The organism is Chryseobacterium luteum (assembly GCF_000737785.1).
Lineage (GTDB): Bacteria > Bacteroidota > Bacteroidia > Flavobacteriales > Weeksellaceae > Chryseobacterium > Chryseobacterium luteum.
In genome coordinates this window covers 54,591-75,532 of record NZ_JPRO01000001.1, presented here as the reverse complement: position 1 = coordinate 75,532, position 20,942 = coordinate 54,591, and the positions used below count along the sequence as shown (strand labels likewise).

Below are 20,942 nucleotides of genomic sequence, written 5' to 3'. Positions count from 1 at the left end.
TAATTTTAAGCAGATCAATTATAAAGATAAAGAGGCCGTCTCAAAAGTTAGATTTAATTTGGTTTTTTTTCATTCCGGAAGGAGAAATTTCTTAAAACGTTTGTTTCAGAATTCTTCAATTTTAGTTTCGTTTCAATCCGGAATGATCCTTTTGGGAGGCTCTCTTTTCTTTACTATTTTAGTTTAAACATGGGAAACAACAGCTCTGAAATTCGTTCGGTAAAACCGATTTTCTGGATCTCTACATTATATTTTGCAATGGGAATTCCCTTTGTAACCATTAATGCGGTCTCCGGGATTATGTACAAAGACATGGGTATTTCAGATTCTAAGATCACATTCTGGACGGCTCTTATCATGTTTTCCTGGACCTTAAAACCTCTCTGGAGCCCTTTTCTGGAAATCTATAAAACAAAAAAATTCTTTGTGGTAGCCACTCAGTTTGCCATAGGAATTCTGTTCGCCCTGATTGCGCTAAGCTTACCGATGCCTGATTTTTTCAAATACAGCATTGCCCTTTTTGCCGTTGTGGCCTTTTGTGGAGCAACACATGATATAGCAGCAGATGGTACCTACATCAATTTTTTGACCAACAAAGAACAGGCAAAATATATAGGATGGCAGGGAGCGTTCTACAATCTGGCCAAGATCATCAGCAGTGGGGTTCTGGTATATTTCGCGGGAGTTTTGGAGAAAACCAAGGGAGTTACCAATGCCTGGATGATCATCATGGGAATTTACGGCCTTCTGTTTTTTGCCTTAGCGGTTTACCATTACGCTGTTTTGCCGAAAGAAAATAAACAGGGAAAAGAAACCGGAAAAGCAGGGAATGTCCGCAAAGAGCTATTGGAAGTCATCACTTCTTTCTTCAAAAAGAAAAATATCATGTGGGCGGTACTGTTCATTATTCTCTACCGTTTTGCGGAAGGATTTGCTATAAAGATTGCCCCCTTGTTTTTCAAAGCGCCAAGAACTTCAGGAGGATTAGGATTATCGACCTCAGATATTGGACTTATTTACGGGACTTACGGTTCAGCCGCATTTATTTTGGGATCCGTTCTTGCTGGTTACTTCATTGCAGCCAGAGGACTGAAAAAATCTCTGATCTGGCTTTGTTCGGCCTTTAATATTCCATTTGCAGTCTATGCATTATTGGCATATTTTCAGCCGGCAGAACTGCTTCCGGTAGGTATTGCCGTTGTAGTCGAATATTTTGGCTACGGATTCGGTTTTGTAGGGCTGATGCTTTACATCATGCAGCAGATAGCACCCGGAGAGCACAAAACTGCCCATTATGCTTTCGCAACCGGTATCATGAACCTCGGTGTAATGATTCCGGGAATGTTCAGCGGGATGATCAGCGATTGGATAGGATACAAAATGTTCTTCATCTGGGTCCTGATTGCCACCATACCGGCTTTTATTGTCACCCTGTTTGTTCCGTTTTCATATTCTGAAAAACCAAAGGAACACTAATCATTTATTAAATAATTAAAATAAAAAGTAAAAATACTTTATGACATTTCAACCAGCAAAGATCCCTTGGCAGGATCGTCCGGAAAACAGCAGTGATATCATGTGGCGTTACGCTGCAAACCCGATCATCAGCAGATATGCGATACCTACATCCAACAGCATTTTCAACAGTGCGGTGGTGCCTTTTGAAGATGGGTTCGCGGGAGTTTTCCGTTGCGATAACAAAGCCGTGCAGATGAACATTTTTGCAGGTTTCAGTAAAGATGGAATCAATTGGGAGATCAACCACGATCCTATTGACATGCAAGCCGGAAATACCGAAATGATAGAATCAGATTATAAATACGACCCCCGCGTTGCTTTTATAGAAGACCGCTACTGGATCACCTGGTGCAACGGATATAATGGCCCTACGATCGGAATTGCGTATACTTTTGATTTTAAAGAATTCTTTCAATGTGAAAATGCATTCCTTCCCTTTAACAGGAACGGTGTTCTTTTTCCTGAAAAAATAGATGGTAAATATGCTATGTTGAGCAGACCGAGTGATAATGGACATACACCTTTCGGGGATATTTATATCAGCTACAGTCCGGATATGAAATACTGGGGTGAACACCGCTGCGTAATGAAAGTTGCTCCGTTTGAAGACAGTGCGTGGCAGTGTACAAAAATAGGTGCCGGTCCTGTTCCTATTAAGACAGAAGAAGGATGGCTGCTTTTTTATCATGGCGTGATCAATACCTGCAGAGGATTCCGGTATTCTATGGGGGCGTCACTGCTGGACCTTGAAGATCCGTCAAAAGTATTGTACAGGACAAAACCCTATCTGTTGGCTCCGGCTGAACTATATGAACTTACCGGAGATATTCCCAATGTGGTTTTCCCGTGCGCTGCACTTTCAGAAGGAGATAAGGTGACGGTGTATTATGGAGCAGCCGATACAGTGGTCGCTATTGCATTTGGATATATTTCAGAAATTATTGACTTTATGAAAAACAATTCGCTTTAAAACGGATTAAATATGAGAAATGTGCAGGTTAACCTTGTTTTCCCGCTTGTTGAAATCGGTATGATGGCTTTTATATTGTTAAATAAACCCCTATCTTGAGAAATTTTTAAGATTTTCCTATTATGATTATGAAAAAAGAACTGCTTATATTTTTATCAATAATCCTGTTTTCTCATGCCGGAAATGCCCAGCAGCGGAAGGATGATGTTCTTTCATGGGTAGATCCGTTCATAGGAACAGGAGGGCACGGTCATACATTTCCCGGAGCGACTACACCCTTTGGAATGATCCAGCTCAGTCCGGATCAGAATACCAAAAGCGGTGACTGGGATTGGTGTTCCGGGTATCATTACAGCAGTAAAACCATCATGGGATTCAGTCATAATCACCTTAGTGGAACAGGCTGGGCAGATCTTGGAGATATTTTAGTGATGCCAACCGTCGGAAAAATAAAAATGCTTCCGGGCTCCGAGGACAAACCGGAAAACGGTTACCGTTCAACATTCAGCCACGAAAAAGAAACCGCTTCACCGGGATATTATTCAGTAATGCTGGACAGCTACGGAATTAAGGCTGAGCTGACGGCTTCTCCGAGAATAGGTTTTCATAAATATACCTTTCCAAAGAGTGAAGAATCCAACATCATTATTGATCCTACCAATAAGATCTTCGGGAATATTTATCACACCCTTGTAAGTATAGAAGACAACAATAAGATCAAAGGATACTGTTACAGCAACGGCTGGGGCGGAAAACGATTTGCTTATTTCGTGATGGAATTTTCAAAGCCGTTTAAATCTTATGGAACTTATTCCGAAGGAAAAATAAAGGAAAACGAAAAAATAGCTCTTGCCAAAGATGCTAAAGCTTTTGTGAGATTTTCAACGCAGGAAAATGAAAGCATTGAAGTAAAAGTTTCCTTATCTCCTGTAAGTACGGAAGGAGCTCAGGAAAACTTTGATGCCGAAGCCAGGAACATAGATTTTGCAAAAGCTAAGGAAACCGCCCAGAACACTTGGAGAGATCTGATCAACAGATTCCAGGTAACGGGCGGAACAGACGATCAGAGAAAAATTTTCTATACAGGTGTGTATCACACGTTTATTGCTCCCAACCTTTATATGGATACCAACGGAGATTATGTAGCCGCTCAGGAAAATATGAATACCAAATGGTTTACCAATTACAGCACTTATTCTTACTGGGACGGTTTCAGGGCGACACATCCATTGCTTACCATTATGGATCAGAAGCATACAAAAGAATTTGCCAACTCTCTCATCAGCAGGTATACAGACCGTAAAGACCATATGCCGATATGGGAACTTTGTGGTTACGATAACTTCTGTATGCTTGGTTACCACAGTGTATCGGTAATCTGGGATGCCATTTCCAAAGGCGTACCGGGAATCGATCAGGAGAAAGCATTTGCAGCAATGAAAGATGCATCCTTAACAGACAAGATGAGCAGCAGTGATGGAGGCGGAGGCCTTAATGATTATATAAAATTAGGATATACACCATCAGAAAACGGAGCTTCAGTTTCTGCTACGCTGGAATATGCGTATGATGACTGGTGCATTCAGCAGCTTGCCGAAAAATTAGGAAAAAAAGACGAGGCGGAAATGTATAAAAAACGGTCGATGAGCTTTCTGAATACCTTCAACAAAGAAAATAATCATTTCTGGCCTAAACAGAAAAACGGAGAATTCTTACCGGATTTTGTTTTAAACGATTGGAAAAAACTTCAGCCGCATTGGGTTTCAGGAAATATATGGGCTTATGATTTCTTTGTTCCCCATCAGATCGATGAAATGATGAATTTATATGGAGGGAAAAAAGGATTTGAAGAAAAACTGGACAAAACCTTTACCGAAGAGCTTAAGATGATCGGTGAGCAGCATGTGGATATTTCAGGATTTATCGGCTCTCTGGGATTCGGTGACGAGCCGGGGCACCATGTTCCTTATCTGTACAACTATGCAGGAGCTCCTTACAAAACCCAGAAAATGGTCAAATTCATCCGCGATCATATGTATGCGGCAAAACCTGACGGAATTGTCAATAATGAAGACTGCGGCCAGATGTCTGCCTGGTATATCTTCTCATCATTAGGATTCTACCCGGTAACTCCAGGAAAACCTGTATACGCTATTGGTGCGCCACAGTTTCCTGAAGTATCCTTAAAACTGGAGAATGGAAAAACCTTCACTGTAATAGCTGACAAAATATCTGATAAGAATATCTATGTTCAGAAAATATTCCTGAACGGGAAAGAATTCAAAAGCTGGGAAATCAACCACAGTGATATCATGAATGGAGGTGAGCTGAAATTTGTAATGGGAAATAAGCCTGTAAAATAAATCAATAAAAAAGTAACGAAAACAAAAACTATAATGGAAAGGAGAAAGTTTATCAGGACAAGTGCAATTGCAGGAGCAGGATTACTGTTTACTCAGAATATTTTTGCTAAAACACTGAACGTAGAAGATTTTCCTGTGGTGCGTGTTCCAAAAGATAAAAGACATTTTACCAGTGAAGCGGTAGAAAGTGCCATTGCAGCCTTTAAAAAGAAAGTGAAGAATAAAGAACTTGTCTGGCTATTCGAAAACTGCTTTCCCAATACTTTGGATACCACCGTTTTTTATAAAGAAATCAATGGAACTCCGGATACCTACGTTATTACGGGAGATATTGATGCCATGTGGCTCCGCGACAGTTCTGCACAGGTTTTTCCGTACCTACAGTTCTCAAAGAAAGACGAAAAACTTCACAAGCTGATCTCCGGAGTGATTCACAAACAGACGGAATTCATCCTGAAAGATCCTTATGCCAATGCTTTTTATAACGATAACAACAAAATAAGCAAGTGGAAAGAATACGATCATACGGACATGAAGCCCGGCACCCACGAAAGAAAATGGGAGATTGATTCACTTTGCTATCCTATCCGTCTGGCTTATCACTTCTGGAAGACGACGGGAGATACAAAACCATTTGACACCAGCTGGTTACAGGGAATTAAACTGACTTTACAGACTTTCATTGAACAGCAGAGAAAAACAAATTTAGGCCCATATAAATTCGAGCGTACAACAGCCTGGGCAACAGACGGAATCCCGATGGGCGGTTATGGTTATCCGACGAATCCAGTAGGGCTTATCAATTCCATGTTCCGTCCAAGTGATGATGCTACCATCTACGCTTTCCTGATCCCTTCCAATTTATTTGCAGTGGTAAGCTTACGTCAGGCGGCAGAAATGGTTTCAAAGATAAAAAATGAAAAAGCACTGGCCCAGCAGTTAAACAGCCTTGCCGATGAGGTAGACGCAGCCATCAAAAAATATGGGATCTATGAGCATCCGGAATACGGAAAGATCTATGCTTTTGAAACCAACGGATTCGGAAGCTATAATTTAATGGATGATGCCAACTGCCCGAGCCTTCTTGGGCTGCCATATCTGGATGCAGTAAAGGAAGATGATCCTGTTTACCTTAATACCAGAAAATATGTTTGTTCAAAAGATAATCCCTTCTTCTTCAAAGGAAAGCTGGCAGAGGGAATAGGAGGCCCGCACATCGGTCTTGATATGATCTGGCCAATGAGTATCATTATGAAAGCCCTTACTTCCAATGACAAAAAGGAGATCCGATGGTGCATAGAAACTTTACAGAAAACCCACGGAGGAACCGGCTTTATGCATGAATCCTTCCATAAGGACAACGACAGGAAATTCACAAGAGAATGGTTTGCATGGGCCAATACATTATTCGGCGAACTGCTGTGGAAAACGTTCAATGAAAACCAGGACCTGTTGACATAGGCTAACGGTTCAGCCCGGATTGGCTGCATGAGATTCTCAAATTAAAAACATCAAAACAAACTATACTATGAAAAAAAAATCCATTCTTACTGCCCTGACCGCATTGGTCATTCAGGCGGCATCAGTCCTCCATGCACAACAGCTTAATCCTGTGGGAATATGCTATGTAGAGGTGAATAACAACAATATGCTGAATGTGGGATCCTACACCCTACAGAACACGAACAGGCAGCTTTTTGAAGTGGCTATTATTTTCGCAGCCAACATTAATTATGATGTTTCCAAAAGCAGAGCTTATATTTCCAATAATAACAATGTAACCAAGGTATTGAATGATGTAAATACATATGTAAGACCATTACAGCAAAAAGGCATTAAAGTATTGCTGGATATTTTAGGAAACCATCAGGGAGCCGGAATCTCCAATTTTCCGAACCGTGAAGCTGCCCGCGATTTTGCCCGGCAGCTTGCCCATACCGTTTATACCTATGGCCTAGATGGGATTGATCTCGATGATGAATATGCAGGCTATGGAAATAACGGAACAGGACAGCCCAACAGCAGTTCTTTTGTAATGCTTTTGCAGGAACTTAAAGCTGCAATGCCGGATAAGCTGATTACATTTTATTATTTAGGCCCGGCAACAACAAGACAGAGTTACAACGGCGATGCAGCCGGAAATTATATCAATTACAGCTGGAATCCCTATTATGGAACTTACAGCGCACCCGTAGTGCCGCCACTTAACAATAGCAAGCTTTCTGCGGCAGCTGCCTGGATACAGAATAGCAACCCTCAATCTACTTCCGCTGCTACACTTTCTGCCCTTGCTACCAGTACAATGAACGATGGTTATGGAGTATTTATGTGGTATGATCTTAATGGAGCTGATAATGCCGGCTATCTGAGCACAGGATCAAATATTCTTTATAACGAAAATACCCTGCTTACCGGACCTCTTTATTCCTGGACCCAGGGAAATGCGTGTGATCCGCCTTTAGGACTGGAAGTGACAAATGTCACAGGTGTTTCAGCTAAATTAAACTGGACCGCCAATACTTCCCAGACCTATAATATTGATTATAAACCTGCCGGTTCTGCTATCTGGACAAACGTTGCAAGCAATTATTCAGGAAGCAATATTATGGTGAATAACCTGACCCTGAATACGGATTATGACTGGAGAATACAGTCTAACTGTTCAGCAACCATAAAAAGCACCTATCTGTTTGCCCCAAGATTCAATTCGGGAAACGGATGCGGAACTCCGTCCGGCTTACAATCTGAAAGCTTTTTGGGAACTACCACCAAAGTATCATGGGATGCCGTAGGAAGTGCTTCATCCTATAATTTACAGTACAAAACAGCTGCAGCAACAGCCTGGACGGATGTTCAGAATATTTCTGCCAACTCTTATACTCTGCCGGGATTAACGGAAAATACAAATTATGTATGGAAAGTACAGGCCGTATGCGGAGGAACCAATATAAGCACATATTCCGCTGAAACAACTTTTAACAGCGGGTTTGCACCGGTACAAAGCCCCGGACCCAGATCACTTTCTTTCAATGGAAGCACCCAATACCTGAACGCAGGACAGTTTAATCTTAGCGGAAATGCCGTGACATTTGAAGGCTGGGTAAAAGTAAACGCCTTCAAACCCAATTTTCCCTATATCTCATCAGTAATCGGGATTGAAGTTGGGGATAATAATTCTGCGATCCTGAGATTCGGAGATGGAAATTTAGCCAGTAACAAGCTTCAGTTCATATTAAGTTTCGGATCTGCTCAGATAAAACTCAACAGTATTACAGGACTGTCCACCAATACATGGAATCACATCGCAGCGACTTACGACGGATCAGCTATGAAGATCTATATTAACGGTGTTCTTGATGCCAGCGTAGCAGCTTCAGGGAATTTCACGGCCAACGGGATTCTTTATCTGGGCAGAAATTATGAAAATGCCCGTACTCTTAATGGATTCCTGGATGAATTCAGGGTATGGAAAAGAGCTTTGACAGCCTCAGAAATTCTTCCCGATAACTGTAATGTTCCTGCCAGCTCACCGGGTCTTGAAGCCAACTGGAAAATGAATGAAGGTAGCGGAACCGGAGCTTTGGATGCTACGGCAAACACTCATTTTGCAACCCTGATCAATATGTCAGCCACAAATTGGAAAACAGATGTAGCCTGCGCTGCTGCGTTATCTGCCAAAGATGTTGATTCACAAAAAAACAGCGTGAATGATGTATATCCGAATCCTGTTAAAAAAGGAAATGATCTTCATTTTAGCATCAAAGACAGCTCGGCTAATGAAATAGTATTGTATGACATGGCGGGAAAATTAATAATGAGCCAAAAAATTGATAAAAATGATATGGTGATCAATACCAGGAACTTACCTGTAGGAACTTATCTCTACAAAATAAATTCAAAAGACAGTAAGGTAAAATCTTCAGGAAAACTGATCATAGAATAAAAGATTAATCCTCAGTGGAAATATAAAAAGTAAAAATAAAATTAGAGGATTTTATGATGGGCAGGCAGGGAGTGGAATCAGCTTTTTTGTCTGTCTGTTTTAAGAAAAAACTGTTTTTCAGGAAAATAATATAATAGTATAATGCAGAATATAATAGGAATAGACATTGGCGGCTCACATATCACCATGGCCCAGGTTGATCCTGAGAAACGGGAAATCATCAGCTCTACCTATGTAAGGGAGCATGTAGACTCTTTCGGATCACGCGAAGCCATTTTTTCTGCATGGATCTCTGCCATCGGGAAAGTGACAAATAATCTTGTCAAAAATGATCTTCTGATCGGTATAGCCATGCCCGGTCCCTTCGATTATGAAAACGGGATTTCGCTGATGAAGCAGGGTAAATTTATTGATATTTATCAGGTCAATATCAAAAAAGAACTGGCTGAAAGACTTTTTGTTTCCTCCCATCAGATTCATTTTATAAATGATGCCGGCGCTTTCCTGGAAGGAGAAGTGTTCGGAGGCTGTGTTCAGAATTACGGTAAAGTTTTTGGAGTGACCCTGGGTACAGGCTTGGGTACAGCTTTTTATAATGGAAAAGAAGCTACGGATGAAGATCTTTGGGATTCACCTTTCAAAGACTCTATCTGCGAAGATTACCTGGCAACACGCTGGTTTGTGAATCATTATAAGGCTTTAACGGGCGGGGAAATATCAGGCACCAAAGATCTGTTGGATCAGCCGGAAGACATACAGACCAGAATATTTAATGATTATGCAGCTTCCTTTGCTGAATTCCTTGTGATATATGTCAAAAACTATGACCCGGAAGTTTTGGTCATTGGCGGAAATATTGCAAAAGTTTATCCTTATTTTAAAAAGAGACTGGATCAACATTTAGCAGAGCATAAAATCAATCTTCCTATTAAAATTTCAGCTATTTTTGAAGATGCAGCCATTCTGGGTGCTGCAGGTTATGCTTTTAAAAAAAGCAACAGATAAATTAACAAAACGATATCATGAAGTTTTTATTTTCAACTTTCTTTATTGTACTTAATATCTTTGCGCTGGGGCAGGGGATCTCTCCTGCTGATTATGTAAATCCTTTGATGGGAACCCAGTCCAAGCCTTCGCTATCCAATGGGAACACTTATCCCGCCATAGGACTTCCGTGGGGAATGAACCTCTGGACTCCGCAAACCGGAAAAATGGGTGACGGATGGGCCTACACTTACGATGCAGACAAGATAAAAGGTTTTAAACAGACTCACCAGCCATCTCCCTGGATGAATGATTATGGTGCTTTTGCCCTCATGCCGGGAGTCGGTAAACTAAAATTTAAGGAGGAAGAGCGGGCAAGCTGGTTCAGTCATAAGGCTGAGAATGCAAAACCTTACAGCTACAGCGTTTATCTAGCTGATATCAATGTAACTACGGAACTTACGCCAACAGAAAGAGCTGCTTTTTTCAAATTTGATTTTCCCAAAACAGACAGCGCTTATGTAGTCATTGATGCTTTAAACAAAGGTTCCTATATTAAGATCCTTCCCAAAGAAAGAAAAATCCTCGGCTACACTACGAAGTATTCCAGAGGTAAATATGATCATTTCAAAAACTATTTTGTCATTCAGTTTGATAAAGATTTTGACTTAACAACGACTTGGAAGGACAGCATTTTTGTCAAAAACCAGTTGGAAATTACAAGCGATCATGCCGGGGCAGTTGTTGGGTTTAAATTGAAAAATAAAGAAAGTGTTTATGCAAGAACCGCTTCTTCATTCATCAGTTTCGAGCAGGCAGAATTAAATCTGAACAGGGAAATTGGCAGCAGGAATTTTGAACAGGTAAAAACAGAGGCTAAAAATATATGGAATAAAACCTTAGGAAGAATTGAAGTAAAAGGCGGAACCGACCAGCAGATAAGAACATTTTATTCCTCTCTGTACAGAACATTATTTTTCCCTCAAAAGCTATACGAAATTGATGCACAGAACAAAGTAAAGCACTGGAGCCCTTACAACGGAAAAATTCTGGATGGAAAAATGTTCGCAGGAACAGGCTTCTGGGATACTTTCCGCGCTCTGTACCCTTTCCTAAACCTGGTGTACCCAAGCATCAATGTAGAAATGCAGGAAGGTCTGGTCAATTCCTTCAAGGAAGGAGGATTTCTTCCGGAGTGGAGCAGTCCAGGATATTCCAATATTATGATCGGGAACAATTCAGCTTCGGTAGTGGCAGATGCTTATATCAAGGGACTTCGCGGATATGATGTGGAAACCCTTTGGCAGGCCGTTAAACATGGAGCCAATAACGAAGGCCCCATCGATGCAGTAGGCCGTAGAGGAGTGGAATATTACAATACTTTGGGCTACGTCCCTTACGATGTGAAAATCAATGAAAATGCCGCCAGAACTGTGGAATATGCTTATGATGATTTTGCAATTTACCAGTTAGGAAAAGCATTGGGTAAACCTGCTTCTGAAATTGATATTTACAAAAAAAGAGCTTATAACTATAAAAATGTTTTTGATCCGGAAACAGGCCTGATACGTGGTAAAAATAAAGACGGAAAATTCCAGTCGCCATTCAATCCGTTCAAATGGGGCGATGCCTTTACAGAAGGGAATAGCTGGCATTATACCTGGTCTGTTTTCCAGGATATTGATGGTTTGTCTAAATTAATGGGAGGCAAAAAGAAATTTGAAGCCAAACTGGATGAGGTATTCTCACTTCCCCCGGTTTTTGACGACAGCTATTACGGAAGCGTGATTCACGAGATCCGTGAAATGCAGATCATGAATATGGGACAGTATGCCCATGGAAACCAGCCGATCCAGCATATGATCTATTTATACAACTATGCCGGAGCGCCTTACAAAACACAGTACTGGACAAGACAGGTGATGGATAAGCTGTATTATGCAGCACCCGACGGCTATTGCGGTGATGAAGATAACGGGCAGACTTCTGCATGGTATGTATTTTCAGCCTTAGGATTTTATCCTGTGACACCGGCCACAGATCAATATGTTTTAGGCGCACCATTATTCAGAGAAGCGGTTATCCATCTGGAAAACGGGAAAAATATTGAAATAAAAGCACCGGAAAACAGTGCTGAAAATCTATACGTCAAATCATTAAACGTAAACTTTCGGTCTTATTCAAAAAACTGGCTCAGTCACCAAGAACTGATGAAGGGAGCTGTTCTGGAATTCGAGATGGACAGCAAGCCTGATAAAGAAAGAGGCTCACAGGAAAAAGATTTTCCCTACTCAATGTCGAAGGAATAATCAACAAACTTTATATTTGAAAATAATTTTAAAACAGGAATAAATTATGAGTGCAGAGAAAACACAAATATTTGATAAAGTAGAAAAAATGCTGGAAGCTCAGGGATTTACTATTGCGGCAAAAGACGACGCAAGACCCTGGGGCGGCTTTTTCGTGATCGATGAAAATCAGGCTCAGGATTTTGCCAATCAGTATTTTGACGGAATTAATGTAGAAAGCCTGAAAATAGGCGGAAAGCTGAGCCCCAAGATCCTTCTTGTTGCTCCTAATGCCCGCCTAAGCTGGCAGTATCATCACCGCAGAGCAGAAATCTGGCAGGTAGTGGAAGGAACAGTTGGAATCAAAACAAGCAATACCGATGAAGAAGGGGAATTGAAGGAATACCAGCCAAAAGATCAGATCAAACTTCAGCAGGGCGAAAGACACAGGCTGATAGGTTTAGACGGCTGGGGTGTGGTAGCTGAGATCTGGCAGCATACCGATGCTTCCAATCCTTCAGATGAGGATGATATTGTGAGAGTACAGGATGATTTCGGAAGATAAATAGCTGGAAAAAATAAAAAAAGACTGTTTGAAAAACAGTCTTTTTTATTGGTGTCAAATAACCTCTGAATCAAGATAATTTCTTTATGTGTTTGTGTTTTTAAGTCTTTAAGAAGTTTTTGAGGTTATCTGTACATCAAAATTTTATTTCATCATTTTTGTTTCTTGTAAAATTTCCCGCTTGGAATCAATAAATTCTTATTTGGTTAATTTTACTGGTACAAAGTAACGCCTTTCTAAAATAAAATTCCCTATAAACAGAGTCGATATATATCGATGAATCATAGATGTTTATCTATAGAGTAGTTGTGTGAAATATAAACCTTATAGGTTTCCGAAACCTATAAGGTTTGCTTGTAGAATTTATACAGTTCACTTCATCAAATCAACTTGTTGCTTCCCCTTTTGCTTCCCACAATTCTACAGTACAAAAGATCAGCTTTGCATTAAAAAACATCATTAATTAGAAAGTCACATCCAGTCCCACATAAAAATTAGCCTTCATAACAGGTGCATACACCATCCCGCCATCAAAATAATTTCCAAAAGGATTTCTGAAATCAACAATGGCATTTTTCTGGTAGTAAGACGTAAGGTTCTCGCCTCCCAAATAAGCCCGGATCTTTTTATTAAAATTCCTTGAGATCTGTGCATTTAATACAGCGTAAGAATTGGAATATACCGGCAGCTGGAATTCTGCCGGGTTCGTTGAAGTGTCAGGAAGTCTTTGTTTTCCTACCCAGTTCAGTGTTGTATCAAAACTCCAGAATCCTCCTTTATTATTTTTATTCGTTGCATAGGCGAAATTTACAAAACCTCTGTGCCTGGCCATGAAAGGAACTTCTCTTCTGCCATCAATATAATCCGCCTGAACATCATAATATTTATAAGCCAGTCTTACATCAAAATTCCTGAAAGGCGTAAAATCCCACTGAGTCTGGAAAGAGTTCGCAAATGATTTTCCTTCTAAATTATAAAAAGTAAGCTGTTGTGGAGACCGGTCAAGATCAACCAGAACCTGATCCTGGAAATCCGTTCTGAAAAAATCAGCAACAACTGAAGATTTTCTTCCGAAAAGCCTGAATTCCTGCTGTAAGCTGGCTCCGTAGTTCCATGCGATCTCAGGTCTTAAGCCATAAATATTACCTCCGTTTTGCAGAATCTGAACACTTCTGCCGGATGCAAAATACTGTTGGTTTTCCGCAAAAACATTAGCCGTTCTAAATCCCCGGCCCGCAGAAAGCCTTAAGATTGTCTGGGGAGTGAAATCATACTTAAAATTAACCCTTGGCGTAAACTGGGTTCCTGCAAGATTATGAAAATCCGCTCTGGCTCCTGCCACTAAAGTATATTTTAACCCGGTCAGGGTATATTCAGCGAAAATTCCCGGAACCATCTCATTTCTCTTCATGTCGTTCTTTAAATACGTTTCCTCATAGCCATCATACAAAAAGCTGGCTCCGGCCTTATACTTATGATTCGTATTTCCGATGATGCTTTCAAAGATCAGATTTGAATAATAGGTATGCTGTTTCCCTGCATAATTTCTCAGTCCGAAAAAGCTGTCCTGCTGATGATACACATACTGGTTCATCCATCCTAAGCTCTGGTAAGGTTTTCCTTTAAAGACATATCCTGTTTTATTCCAAACCTGGAATCTCGAAATATCAATGCCTACACCATACGCATTCTGCTTATCCTGAGGCAGTTTTTTATCAAACCCGATCTGTCCGGCTGTTCTCTCATCCCTGATAAAATTGATCCCGAAATGTGACCCTAATCCCGATTTTTCAAGATCATTATAATTAAGGAGATAAGCTGCATTGATTTGGGTTCCTTTCGGCCTGTCCAGGAAAGTATCATCATTCATATCCGTATCTCCAAACGTTCCGTTTCCGTGAAGTAAAAAGGTTTGTGACCATTTTTCATTGATAGAAGATACACTTGTAATGTTCGCTTCCGCTCTTCCGTTGAAATCAGCGAAAATATTTAATGAAGTTTCAGGTTCCTTGGCATTTTTCAGAAGTTCGGTATTGATCTGTCCCGTAATACTTTCATAACCATTCGTTACCGTACTCCCGCCTTTTGTCAGCTGAATGCTTTCGATCCATCTTCCGGGAATGAAATTCAGTCCATATGCAGAAGCAAGACCTCTGATCTCCGGAAGAAGTTCTTTCGTTAAACTTGTATATTTCTGGTCAAGACCAAGCATTTTCAATTGCTTTGTGCCAGTAACGGCGTTGCTGAAGGAAACATCTACAGTTGCATTGGTTTCAAAACTTTCCGAAAGATTACAGCAGGCCGCTTTTAACAATTCCTTCTTATCAATATTAAAAACAAGACCAGCTTCTTTCTTACTTAATGCTGTTGCTGCTTTTGAACCGGTAACGGTTACCCCTTCAATATGTTTCTCATGCTGTTCATGATGATCATTCATGCCTGCAGCCTCTTGGTCATGATGATCTTCATGTTTTGTTTCTTCCTCAAAATGAACCTTCGGATTAGCTTCGCCAAAAGGAATATCCCTGTCGTACAGACAACATGCCGGAAGGTTCCTGTAAACGGCATCAGAGGTTTTATATTTTTCGTTGTCATGCCCTGAATCGGCAATAGCTTTCAATACCTTATCCGATGAGGTTTTTGAAGGATCAAAATTTAAAGTTACCGTTTGCTTTTCTGCACTCCATTCAGCTGAGTCTGCACCGGCAGTTTTTGCTGCTTTTTCTATTCTGGCTTTGCATGAGCCACAGTTTCCTTTTACGTAAAACTCATTTTCTTTTTTGACGTGATTCTCATGAGCTTCTGCGGGGGAAGGGTTGAGATCTCTTTCATAATGACAGCATCCCGGAAGGCCTTCATAAACATGGTCTGGTGACTTGAATTTTTCATTGTCGTGGCCGGCATCCGCTATTTTTTTCAAAATTTCGTCTGTAGAAATTTTGTTGTCAGTTTCCAGAGTTAAAGTTTGGAGATCGATAGAATAAACAGCGGTTTTAGCGCCTGCTTTTTTGGCAGCAGCTTCTATCCTGGATTGACACATTTCGCAGTTCCCTTTGACTTTAAACTGGTTTTTTGAAAGGTTTTGTGCTGATATAAACTGTATGGACAGGATCATTAGGCCAAGAATGAACCTGGAAATATATAATTTCATTTTGTTTAAAAGTTTTGATTAATTAAAAACGATCCATTAAAATATTTAACGGATTCACTGTGTAATAATTAACCTATTTTAGGCGGCTGCCAGATCTCTTTTAAACGGTCTGATAAATGAGGAGGTGAATATTGGAACTGCGGATTCTTATTAGCTTTGTAATAAGACAGTTCAAAGTGTAAACCTTTTGAAAATGGTGTTTCTATATAAGTATAGCAGGCAACACAAGTTGAGCAGCAGTCGTCATTACATGAAGACTGATTTTTGTTGTCTTTACCGTCTTTTGAAGTGTGACTTTTGCAGCAGTCGTTCTTTTCAGGCTTGACTTTGCAGCAGGTTTCCTGCATGGATTGAGAGTAGAAGCTGTCTTTAGGAACTAAAAAAATTCCCAGACAAAAAATAACTGCAAGAATGTGAAACAGCTTCATCTCCGCAAAAATACAAAAATTATGACAAAGGATCACCAACTTTTAAAGCACAGTTGTGCCATGGTTCTCCGTGTGCCGGATTTAGTTTAGGTTTTTCACCCGTTGGAGGAGCCTGTGTTACAGGGATATTCTGCGCTGCACTTTGAACAGGCTGTGGTGTGGATGCGGGTTTACTGTTTAGAGGCTGTCCTACCGGAATATCACATCTGTGGCCCGGCTGCCCGTGTGGAGGATTCATTCCGGGGGCTGTTTTTACCTGCTTTCCGTTATTGTCAATCGCTACTTTGCCCGGTGACATTGAATTGGGATCTATTTTAATAGCATTGTTGGGGTTTTGACCGGGAGCAGTCTGTATAGCGGCCGGATTTACATTGAGCGGCTGTCCTACCGGAATATCACATCTGTGACCTGGCTGTCCGTGTGGAGGATTTTTTATTCCCGGAACTTCAGTAATGGAAGCCGGGTTTGGATTGGACTGTACGCCTGCCTGGTCCATCAGTGAAACTTTAGGAGCTGAGTTAACTGCCACGCTGGGCTGCTGAACACCTGCCTCTTCTTTTAAATAAGTAGGCCTTTCGTCCTTCTTGCATGAAACGGCTAGCACGGAAACGGCGATCACGCCCAAAAATGTATTTTTCATATCCAATCGGTATGAAACAAAATTAGCAAAACATTTTTAATTGTTTTGCTAATTTTATATTTATAATATGTTTTTGGACTTAATTTTTAACTAAAAGTCTAAATCCTTCCCCATGAACGTTGATAATTTCCAATCCTTCATCATCCTTTAAAAGCTTACGGAGTTTGGCAATATACACGTCCATACTTCTTGCTGTAAAATAGTTTTCCTTTTTCCAGATTTTTCTCAAAGCCAGATCCCTCGGCATAAAATCGTTTCTGTGAATGCAGAGAAGTTTCAGTAATTCATTTTCTTTTGGAGAAAGTTTATATTCTTTATCGCCTACCTTCAGCTGTCTCAGCATAGAATCAAAGAAAATATTGCTGATCTTGAACTGCTCCTGTTCCTCATTTTCTAAAGTAGAGCTTCTCTGCAGGATCGCTTTGATCTTGTATAAAAGAAGTTCCGTATCAAACGGTTTTGTAATATAGTCGTCTGCCCCCAGTTGATACCCTTTCAGGATATCTTCTCTCATATTTCTAGCTGTAAGGAAGATGATAGGCGTATTTTTATCTATTTTTTTTACGTCTTCAGCCAGTGAAAACCCGTCTTTTTTGGGCATCATCACGTCAAAAATACAGATGTCAAACTCATTTTCTGTAAATTCCTTCAGACCCTGTTCTCCATCTGTAGCAAGGTTTACCTCAAAGTTATTGATTGTCAAATAATCCTTCAGCACGGCCCCGAAACTCTGATCATCTTCTACTAATAATATTCTGTTGCTCATGATTTTAATAATTAAAATTAATAATTAAGAATGAACGTTATCACTCTATCTTCCTATATTTTGTTATTTGGTTTCTATTTTTATAATTGATCAATGATTTTTTGTTGTAATCTGATCATTCATCATTGATCTCTCATCACTTATGATTTAGCTCATTGGCAGCTTTATCGTAAACGTGCTTCCCTTGTCTTTGTGGGAATCTACGAGAATCTGTCCTTTGTGCAGTTCTACTATTTTCTTTACATAAGAAAGTCCCAGTCCCTGGCCTTTTACATTATGGATGTTTCCGGTTTCTTCCCTGAAGAATTTTTCAAAGATTTTTGTTTTATTCTCGGTTTCCATTCCCATTCCCTTATCGGAAATTTCTATGACGTACCAGTTGCCTTCGTTTCTTGTTTTAACATTGATCTCAGGTGCTTCGGGCGAATATTTGTTGGCATTGTCCAGTAAATTCACCAGCATATTGGAGATATGGAATTCATCTATTTTAAAAGTATAGTTTGTGGCATTGAATTCTTGTGTCAATGTGCCGTTTCTCTGCTGTACAATAAGGTTGAAAGACTCTGTCGTTCTTTTGATCAGTTCCCGCACATTGGCTGCCCTTAAGAAGAGCTCTACCTCGTTTCTTTCAAGTTTAGACATATTCAGCACGTTTTCCACCTGCTTTTTCATTCTTAAATTTTCCTGCTTGATCAGCTCAGAATAGTATTTTACTTTGTCAGGATTTGTAGCAATCTTGTCATTAGCTAAAGAATCTGTTGCAACAGAAATTGTTGCCAGCGGTGTTTTAAACTCGTGGGACATATTATTGATGAAATCCGTCTTCACTTCTGCCAGCTTCTTCTGCCTCATCATATAATTAATGGAAATAATATAAATTCCCAGAATTGTCAATAGCGAGAGGAAAGTTCCCAGGAGCATCGGCCAGTTGTTCATGGCCAGAGAGTATTCTTTTTTAGGGAAAACCAATGCCAGACTGTATAAAGTCCGGTCTTTTTTATCTGTAAAAAGAGGATAACTATAGGTATTGCTGTCTTTTTTCTCTTTATAAACCTTGTTGACAACACTTGTAAGTTTGTTGTTCTTGTCGATCACTCCATATCCGAATTTTGCAGTGATCCCTTTTATTTTCAGCTCTTTGGCGATTACTGAATCAAGGGTTTTAGGATCCACTCTTTTATCGATAGGCAGATTGGTTCCAACTACTTTTACGAATTCTTTGATTGCATAATCTCCGTTTTCAATATCGTTATTAAGGTCTGTGGTAAGAAGTTCACGGTTGGTAGTGTCTTTCTTTATTTTATAAGTTGCATCATCAGTGTACAAAGTTGTCAACTTTACCGAATCACCTTTCTTAGAGATCGGAAGCTGTGTTTTTGATATGATATTTTTGGAATAAATAATCTGCCGCTGAGTACCGGAGTCTTCCACCTGCTGGATTGTCGTTAGTGAAGGTTGATCTTTGTTGGCAAGAATATTGTTTCTTAAACTGGTATAATCCTGATTCAGATATTTATCAGCTTCAATTTCTTCGATATTTTTTGAAGTGTTTTCTAAAGCAGCATATACTTTATTGGAAAATTCCTGCTCCAGAGCACCGTAATAACCTTTCAGCCAATAAAATTGGAGCGTAACAAAAACAATCAGTGAGATTGTCATAAACACTGAAATTATTGGGATGAATTTATTATTCATTATTTGATTTTATATATTGGGAAAAATGAATGTTAAAATTAATTATTTTAAGACTTGATAAACAAAAAACGAGCCAAAAAATTGTTTAATTTCTCTTAAAAGAATGTTTTTTAACAATTATTTATGAATTTTAAATAACTTGTCCTATGGAAAGTCCTGTAAACGGATAAAGAAGTAGCTTTAATTAAAATAATTATTTATGGAATCGAATATCATTTTTAACAAAGATTTTGAATCAAACACTGTCTATGTCATGAAAATATATGATGCCGACGTTTCAAAAGTATGGGATTATTTTACCAAATCCGAATTATTGGATCAATGGTGGGCTCCCAAGCTCTGGAAATGTGAAACAGTGAAACAGGATTTTAAACAGGGTGGAATCTGGCACTATGCCATGGCAGGACCGGAGGGAGAGAAAATGTATGCCCAGGTGAAATACGGTGAGATCACGGAGCATAGAAGTTTCGACGGGGTAGATTCTTTCTGCGACGAAAATGGAAATATCAATGAAAATTTTGGACAGTCAAATTGGCTGTTCGGATTTACAGGAGTAGAGGAAGGAACAAAAGTGACGGTCAATATTCACTTTCCATCTACGGAAGCAATGAAGCAAATGCTGGAAATGGGCTTTGAAGAAGGCTTTAAAATGGGATTGACGCAGCTTGCGGAAATTCTCAAATAATGTAAAAATTTGTTGGTTTGAAAATAAGTAAAACAAGACATCTGAAAGTTTTCTTTCAATTGAAATATTTCATTGAATGTTAAATGCATTGTTTAAATTCAATAGGGGCGGGCTTTAGCCCGCCTTCTCTTTACAAACAGCTCATGACTTTAGCCAAAACATAAAAACCACATTCTCCTGATATTCTGAAATTTTCAAATTATATTAAATCAGTTCCTCTTCCTGGAAATATTGTATAATCGCTTTTTTCATCAGAAGCGACTGTTCGTTGGGCCTTAATTCCGGAAGTTCTTCCAGCTTATCATACTGAGGCCACCCATCTTCATAGTGGGTAAACTTGTAGTAACCGAAAGGCTCAAGAAGTCTGCACACTGCAATATGGATCAGGTTTACTTTGTCTTCTTTTGTGTATTTCTGCTGGCCGCTTCCAAGCTCCTGTAGCCCGATCAGAAACAAAAGTGTTTCAATCGGAGGATTTTTCTCAGTATCAAAATTGTCTATAAAAAACTGTTCTATTTTTTGCCAGTGTTCAGATTCGTTAACCATAGTTTTATAAATGATAAATAATAATTGATTAATGATAAAGTTAGCTCTTTAACATTTTCCTATATGAAGAAGTTACTTTTAAAATTTCTTCGGTTCTATTTTTCATGTCTTCTAAAATCTCTTTTTGAACATACTCTAATTCTTCTAACATTTCGAGCCAAAACAATGTTTCGTCTGTTTCTTCTATAACAATAGAAATTTTAGAAAATCTTTCTGCCTTTGATCTTGCTCTACACATCGCCCGATAATTCGCAGCCATAGATGTGGAGGATCGGTATATCTGCTTTCTGATTACTGCAAAAGCTTCATTATATGGCAGTTTTGATAATTCCTTAATGATTGTGATGGACAACTGCTTAGTTTTGTCAGCAAAAATTGTATTGTAGTCCATATTATCCAT

General features: G+C 39.6%; 16 protein-coding genes. 9 read left to right on the top strand and 7 right to left on the bottom strand.

All coding sequences use genetic code 11. From position 1 onward, the window contains the following. Positions 1 to 189 precede the first annotated feature (189 nt). From IX38_RS00320 to IX38_RS00285, 8 genes are all read left to right on the top strand, one after another. Positions 190 to 1,476, top strand: coding sequence for an MFS transporter (locus IX38_RS00320; protein ID WP_034700792.1), 1,287 nt, complete (start codon positions 190 to 192; stop codon positions 1,474 to 1,476). Between the two features lie 40 nt (positions 1,477 to 1,516). After that, positions 1,517 to 2,488 carry a glycoside hydrolase family 130 protein gene (locus tag IX38_RS00315; RefSeq protein WP_034700790.1) on the top strand — a complete coding sequence of 324 codons (972 nt, stop codon included), beginning with the start codon at positions 1,517 to 1,519 and terminating at the stop codon, positions 2,486 to 2,488. Between the two features lie 128 nt (positions 2,489 to 2,616). Further along, a complete protein-coding gene (locus tag IX38_RS00310; protein ID WP_034700788.1) occupies positions 2,617 to 4,851 on the top strand; it encodes a GH92 family glycosyl hydrolase in 2,235 nt (744 codons plus the stop codon). Positions 4,852 to 4,884: 33 nt separating this feature from the next. Next, a complete protein-coding gene (locus IX38_RS00305) occupies positions 4,885 to 6,312 on the top strand; it encodes a glycoside hydrolase family 125 protein (protein ID WP_034700786.1) in 1,428 nt (475 codons plus the stop codon). A gap of 67 nt (positions 6,313 to 6,379) precedes the next feature. After that, a complete protein-coding gene (locus tag IX38_RS22235; protein WP_084680135.1) occupies positions 6,380 to 8,794 on the top strand; it encodes an endo-beta-N-acetylglucosaminidase H in 2,415 nt (804 codons plus the stop codon). 141 nt (positions 8,795 to 8,935) lie between these two features. Beyond that, complete coding sequence (locus IX38_RS00295; RefSeq protein ID WP_034700783.1) at positions 8,936 to 9,799, top strand: ROK family protein; 864 nt, start codon at positions 8,936 to 8,938, stop codon at positions 9,797 to 9,799. Between the two features lie 17 nt (positions 9,800 to 9,816). Continuing rightward, positions 9,817 to 12,087: a GH92 family glycosyl hydrolase gene (locus IX38_RS00290; protein WP_034700781.1), complete on the top strand. Its 2,271-nt coding sequence runs from the start codon at positions 9,817 to 9,819 to the stop codon at positions 12,085 to 12,087. A gap of 46 nt (positions 12,088 to 12,133) precedes the next feature. Further along, complete coding sequence (locus IX38_RS00285) at positions 12,134 to 12,631, top strand: cupin domain-containing protein (RefSeq protein ID WP_034700779.1); 498 nt, start codon at positions 12,134 to 12,136, stop codon at positions 12,629 to 12,631. A gap of 463 nt (positions 12,632 to 13,094) precedes the next feature. Here the strand turns inward: IX38_RS00285 and IX38_RS00280 are convergent, their stop codons facing one another. From IX38_RS00280 to IX38_RS00260, 5 genes are all read right to left on the bottom strand, one after another. After that, positions 13,095 to 15,782, bottom strand: coding sequence for a TonB-dependent receptor domain-containing protein (locus tag IX38_RS00280; protein WP_034700777.1), 2,688 nt, complete (start codon positions 15,780 to 15,782; stop codon positions 13,095 to 13,097). Between the two features lie 68 nt (positions 15,783 to 15,850). After that, positions 15,851 to 16,210, bottom strand: a complete 360-nt coding sequence (locus IX38_RS00275) for a hypothetical protein (protein WP_051884362.1) — start codon at positions 16,208 to 16,210, stop codon at positions 15,851 to 15,853. 19 nt (positions 16,211 to 16,229) lie between these two features. Then, positions 16,230 to 16,850, bottom strand: coding sequence for a hypothetical protein (locus IX38_RS00270; protein ID WP_034700774.1), 621 nt, complete (start codon positions 16,848 to 16,850; stop codon positions 16,230 to 16,232). A gap of 79 nt (positions 16,851 to 16,929) precedes the next feature. Next, complete coding sequence (locus IX38_RS00265; RefSeq protein WP_034700772.1) at positions 16,930 to 17,616, bottom strand: response regulator transcription factor; 687 nt, start codon at positions 17,614 to 17,616, stop codon at positions 16,930 to 16,932. A gap of 147 nt (positions 17,617 to 17,763) precedes the next feature. Continuing rightward, entirely contained in the window at positions 17,764 to 19,311 is a 1,548-nt protein-coding gene (locus IX38_RS00260; RefSeq protein WP_034700770.1) for a sensor histidine kinase, read from the bottom strand. A gap of 199 nt (positions 19,312 to 19,510) precedes the next feature. Between IX38_RS00260 and IX38_RS00255 the strand changes: the two genes are divergently transcribed. Then, on the top strand, positions 19,511 to 19,996 hold the full coding sequence (locus tag IX38_RS00255; protein WP_034700768.1) for an SRPBCC family protein: 486 nt from the start codon (positions 19,511 to 19,513) through the stop codon (positions 19,994 to 19,996). Positions 19,997 to 20,200: 204 nt separating this feature from the next. On the opposite strand, the gene IX38_RS00250 is transcribed toward IX38_RS00255, so the two are convergent. Next, complete coding sequence (locus IX38_RS00250) at positions 20,201 to 20,542, bottom strand: hypothetical protein (RefSeq protein WP_034700767.1); 342 nt, start codon at positions 20,540 to 20,542, stop codon at positions 20,201 to 20,203. Between the two features lie 40 nt (positions 20,543 to 20,582). Then, a complete protein-coding gene (locus IX38_RS00245; protein ID WP_034701584.1) occupies positions 20,583 to 20,933 on the bottom strand; it encodes a four helix bundle protein in 351 nt (116 codons plus the stop codon). Positions 20,934 to 20,942 lie beyond the last annotated feature (9 nt).

Bases quoted from the DNA above. Each gene is read 5' to 3' on its own strand.
- IX38_RS00320 (WP_034700792.1), top strand. From the start codon at position 190: ATGGGAAACAACAGCTCTGAAATTCGTTCGGTAAAACCGATTTTCTGG.
- IX38_RS00315 (WP_034700790.1), top strand. From the start codon at position 1,517: ATGACATTTCAACCAGCAAAGATCCCTTGGCAGGATCGTCCGGAAAAC.
- IX38_RS00310 (WP_034700788.1), top strand. From the start codon at position 2,617: ATGAAAAAAGAACTGCTTATATTTTTATCAATAATCCTGTTTTCTCAT.
- IX38_RS00305 (WP_034700786.1), top strand. From the start codon at position 4,885: ATGGAAAGGAGAAAGTTTATCAGGACAAGTGCAATTGCAGGAGCAGGA.
- IX38_RS22235 (WP_084680135.1), top strand. From the start codon at position 6,380: ATGAAAAAAAAATCCATTCTTACTGCCCTGACCGCATTGGTCATTCAG.
- IX38_RS00295 (WP_034700783.1), top strand. From the start codon at position 8,936: ATGCAGAATATAATAGGAATAGACATTGGCGGCTCACATATCACCATG.
- IX38_RS00290 (WP_034700781.1), top strand. From the start codon at position 9,817: ATGAAGTTTTTATTTTCAACTTTCTTTATTGTACTTAATATCTTTGCG.
- IX38_RS00285 (WP_034700779.1), top strand. From the start codon at position 12,134: ATGAGTGCAGAGAAAACACAAATATTTGATAAAGTAGAAAAAATGCTG.
- IX38_RS00280 (WP_034700777.1), bottom strand. From the start codon at position 15,782: ATGAAATTATATATTTCCAGGTTCATTCTTGGCCTAATGATCCTGTCC.
- IX38_RS00275 (WP_051884362.1), bottom strand. From the start codon at position 16,210: ATGAAGCTGTTTCACATTCTTGCAGTTATTTTTTGTCTGGGAATTTTT.
- IX38_RS00270 (WP_034700774.1), bottom strand. From the start codon at position 16,850: ATGAAAAATACATTTTTGGGCGTGATCGCCGTTTCCGTGCTAGCCGTT.
- IX38_RS00265 (WP_034700772.1), bottom strand. From the start codon at position 17,616: ATGAGCAACAGAATATTATTAGTAGAAGATGATCAGAGTTTCGGGGCC.
- IX38_RS00260 (WP_034700770.1), bottom strand. From the start codon at position 19,311: ATGAATAATAAATTCATCCCAATAATTTCAGTGTTTATGACAATCTCA.
- IX38_RS00255 (WP_034700768.1), top strand. From the start codon at position 19,511: ATGGAATCGAATATCATTTTTAACAAAGATTTTGAATCAAACACTGTC.
- IX38_RS00250 (WP_034700767.1), bottom strand. From the start codon at position 20,542: ATGGTTAACGAATCTGAACACTGGCAAAAAATAGAACAGTTTTTTATA.
- IX38_RS00245 (WP_034701584.1), bottom strand. From the start codon at position 20,933: ATGGACTACAATACAATTTTTGCTGACAAAACTAAGCAGTTGTCCATC.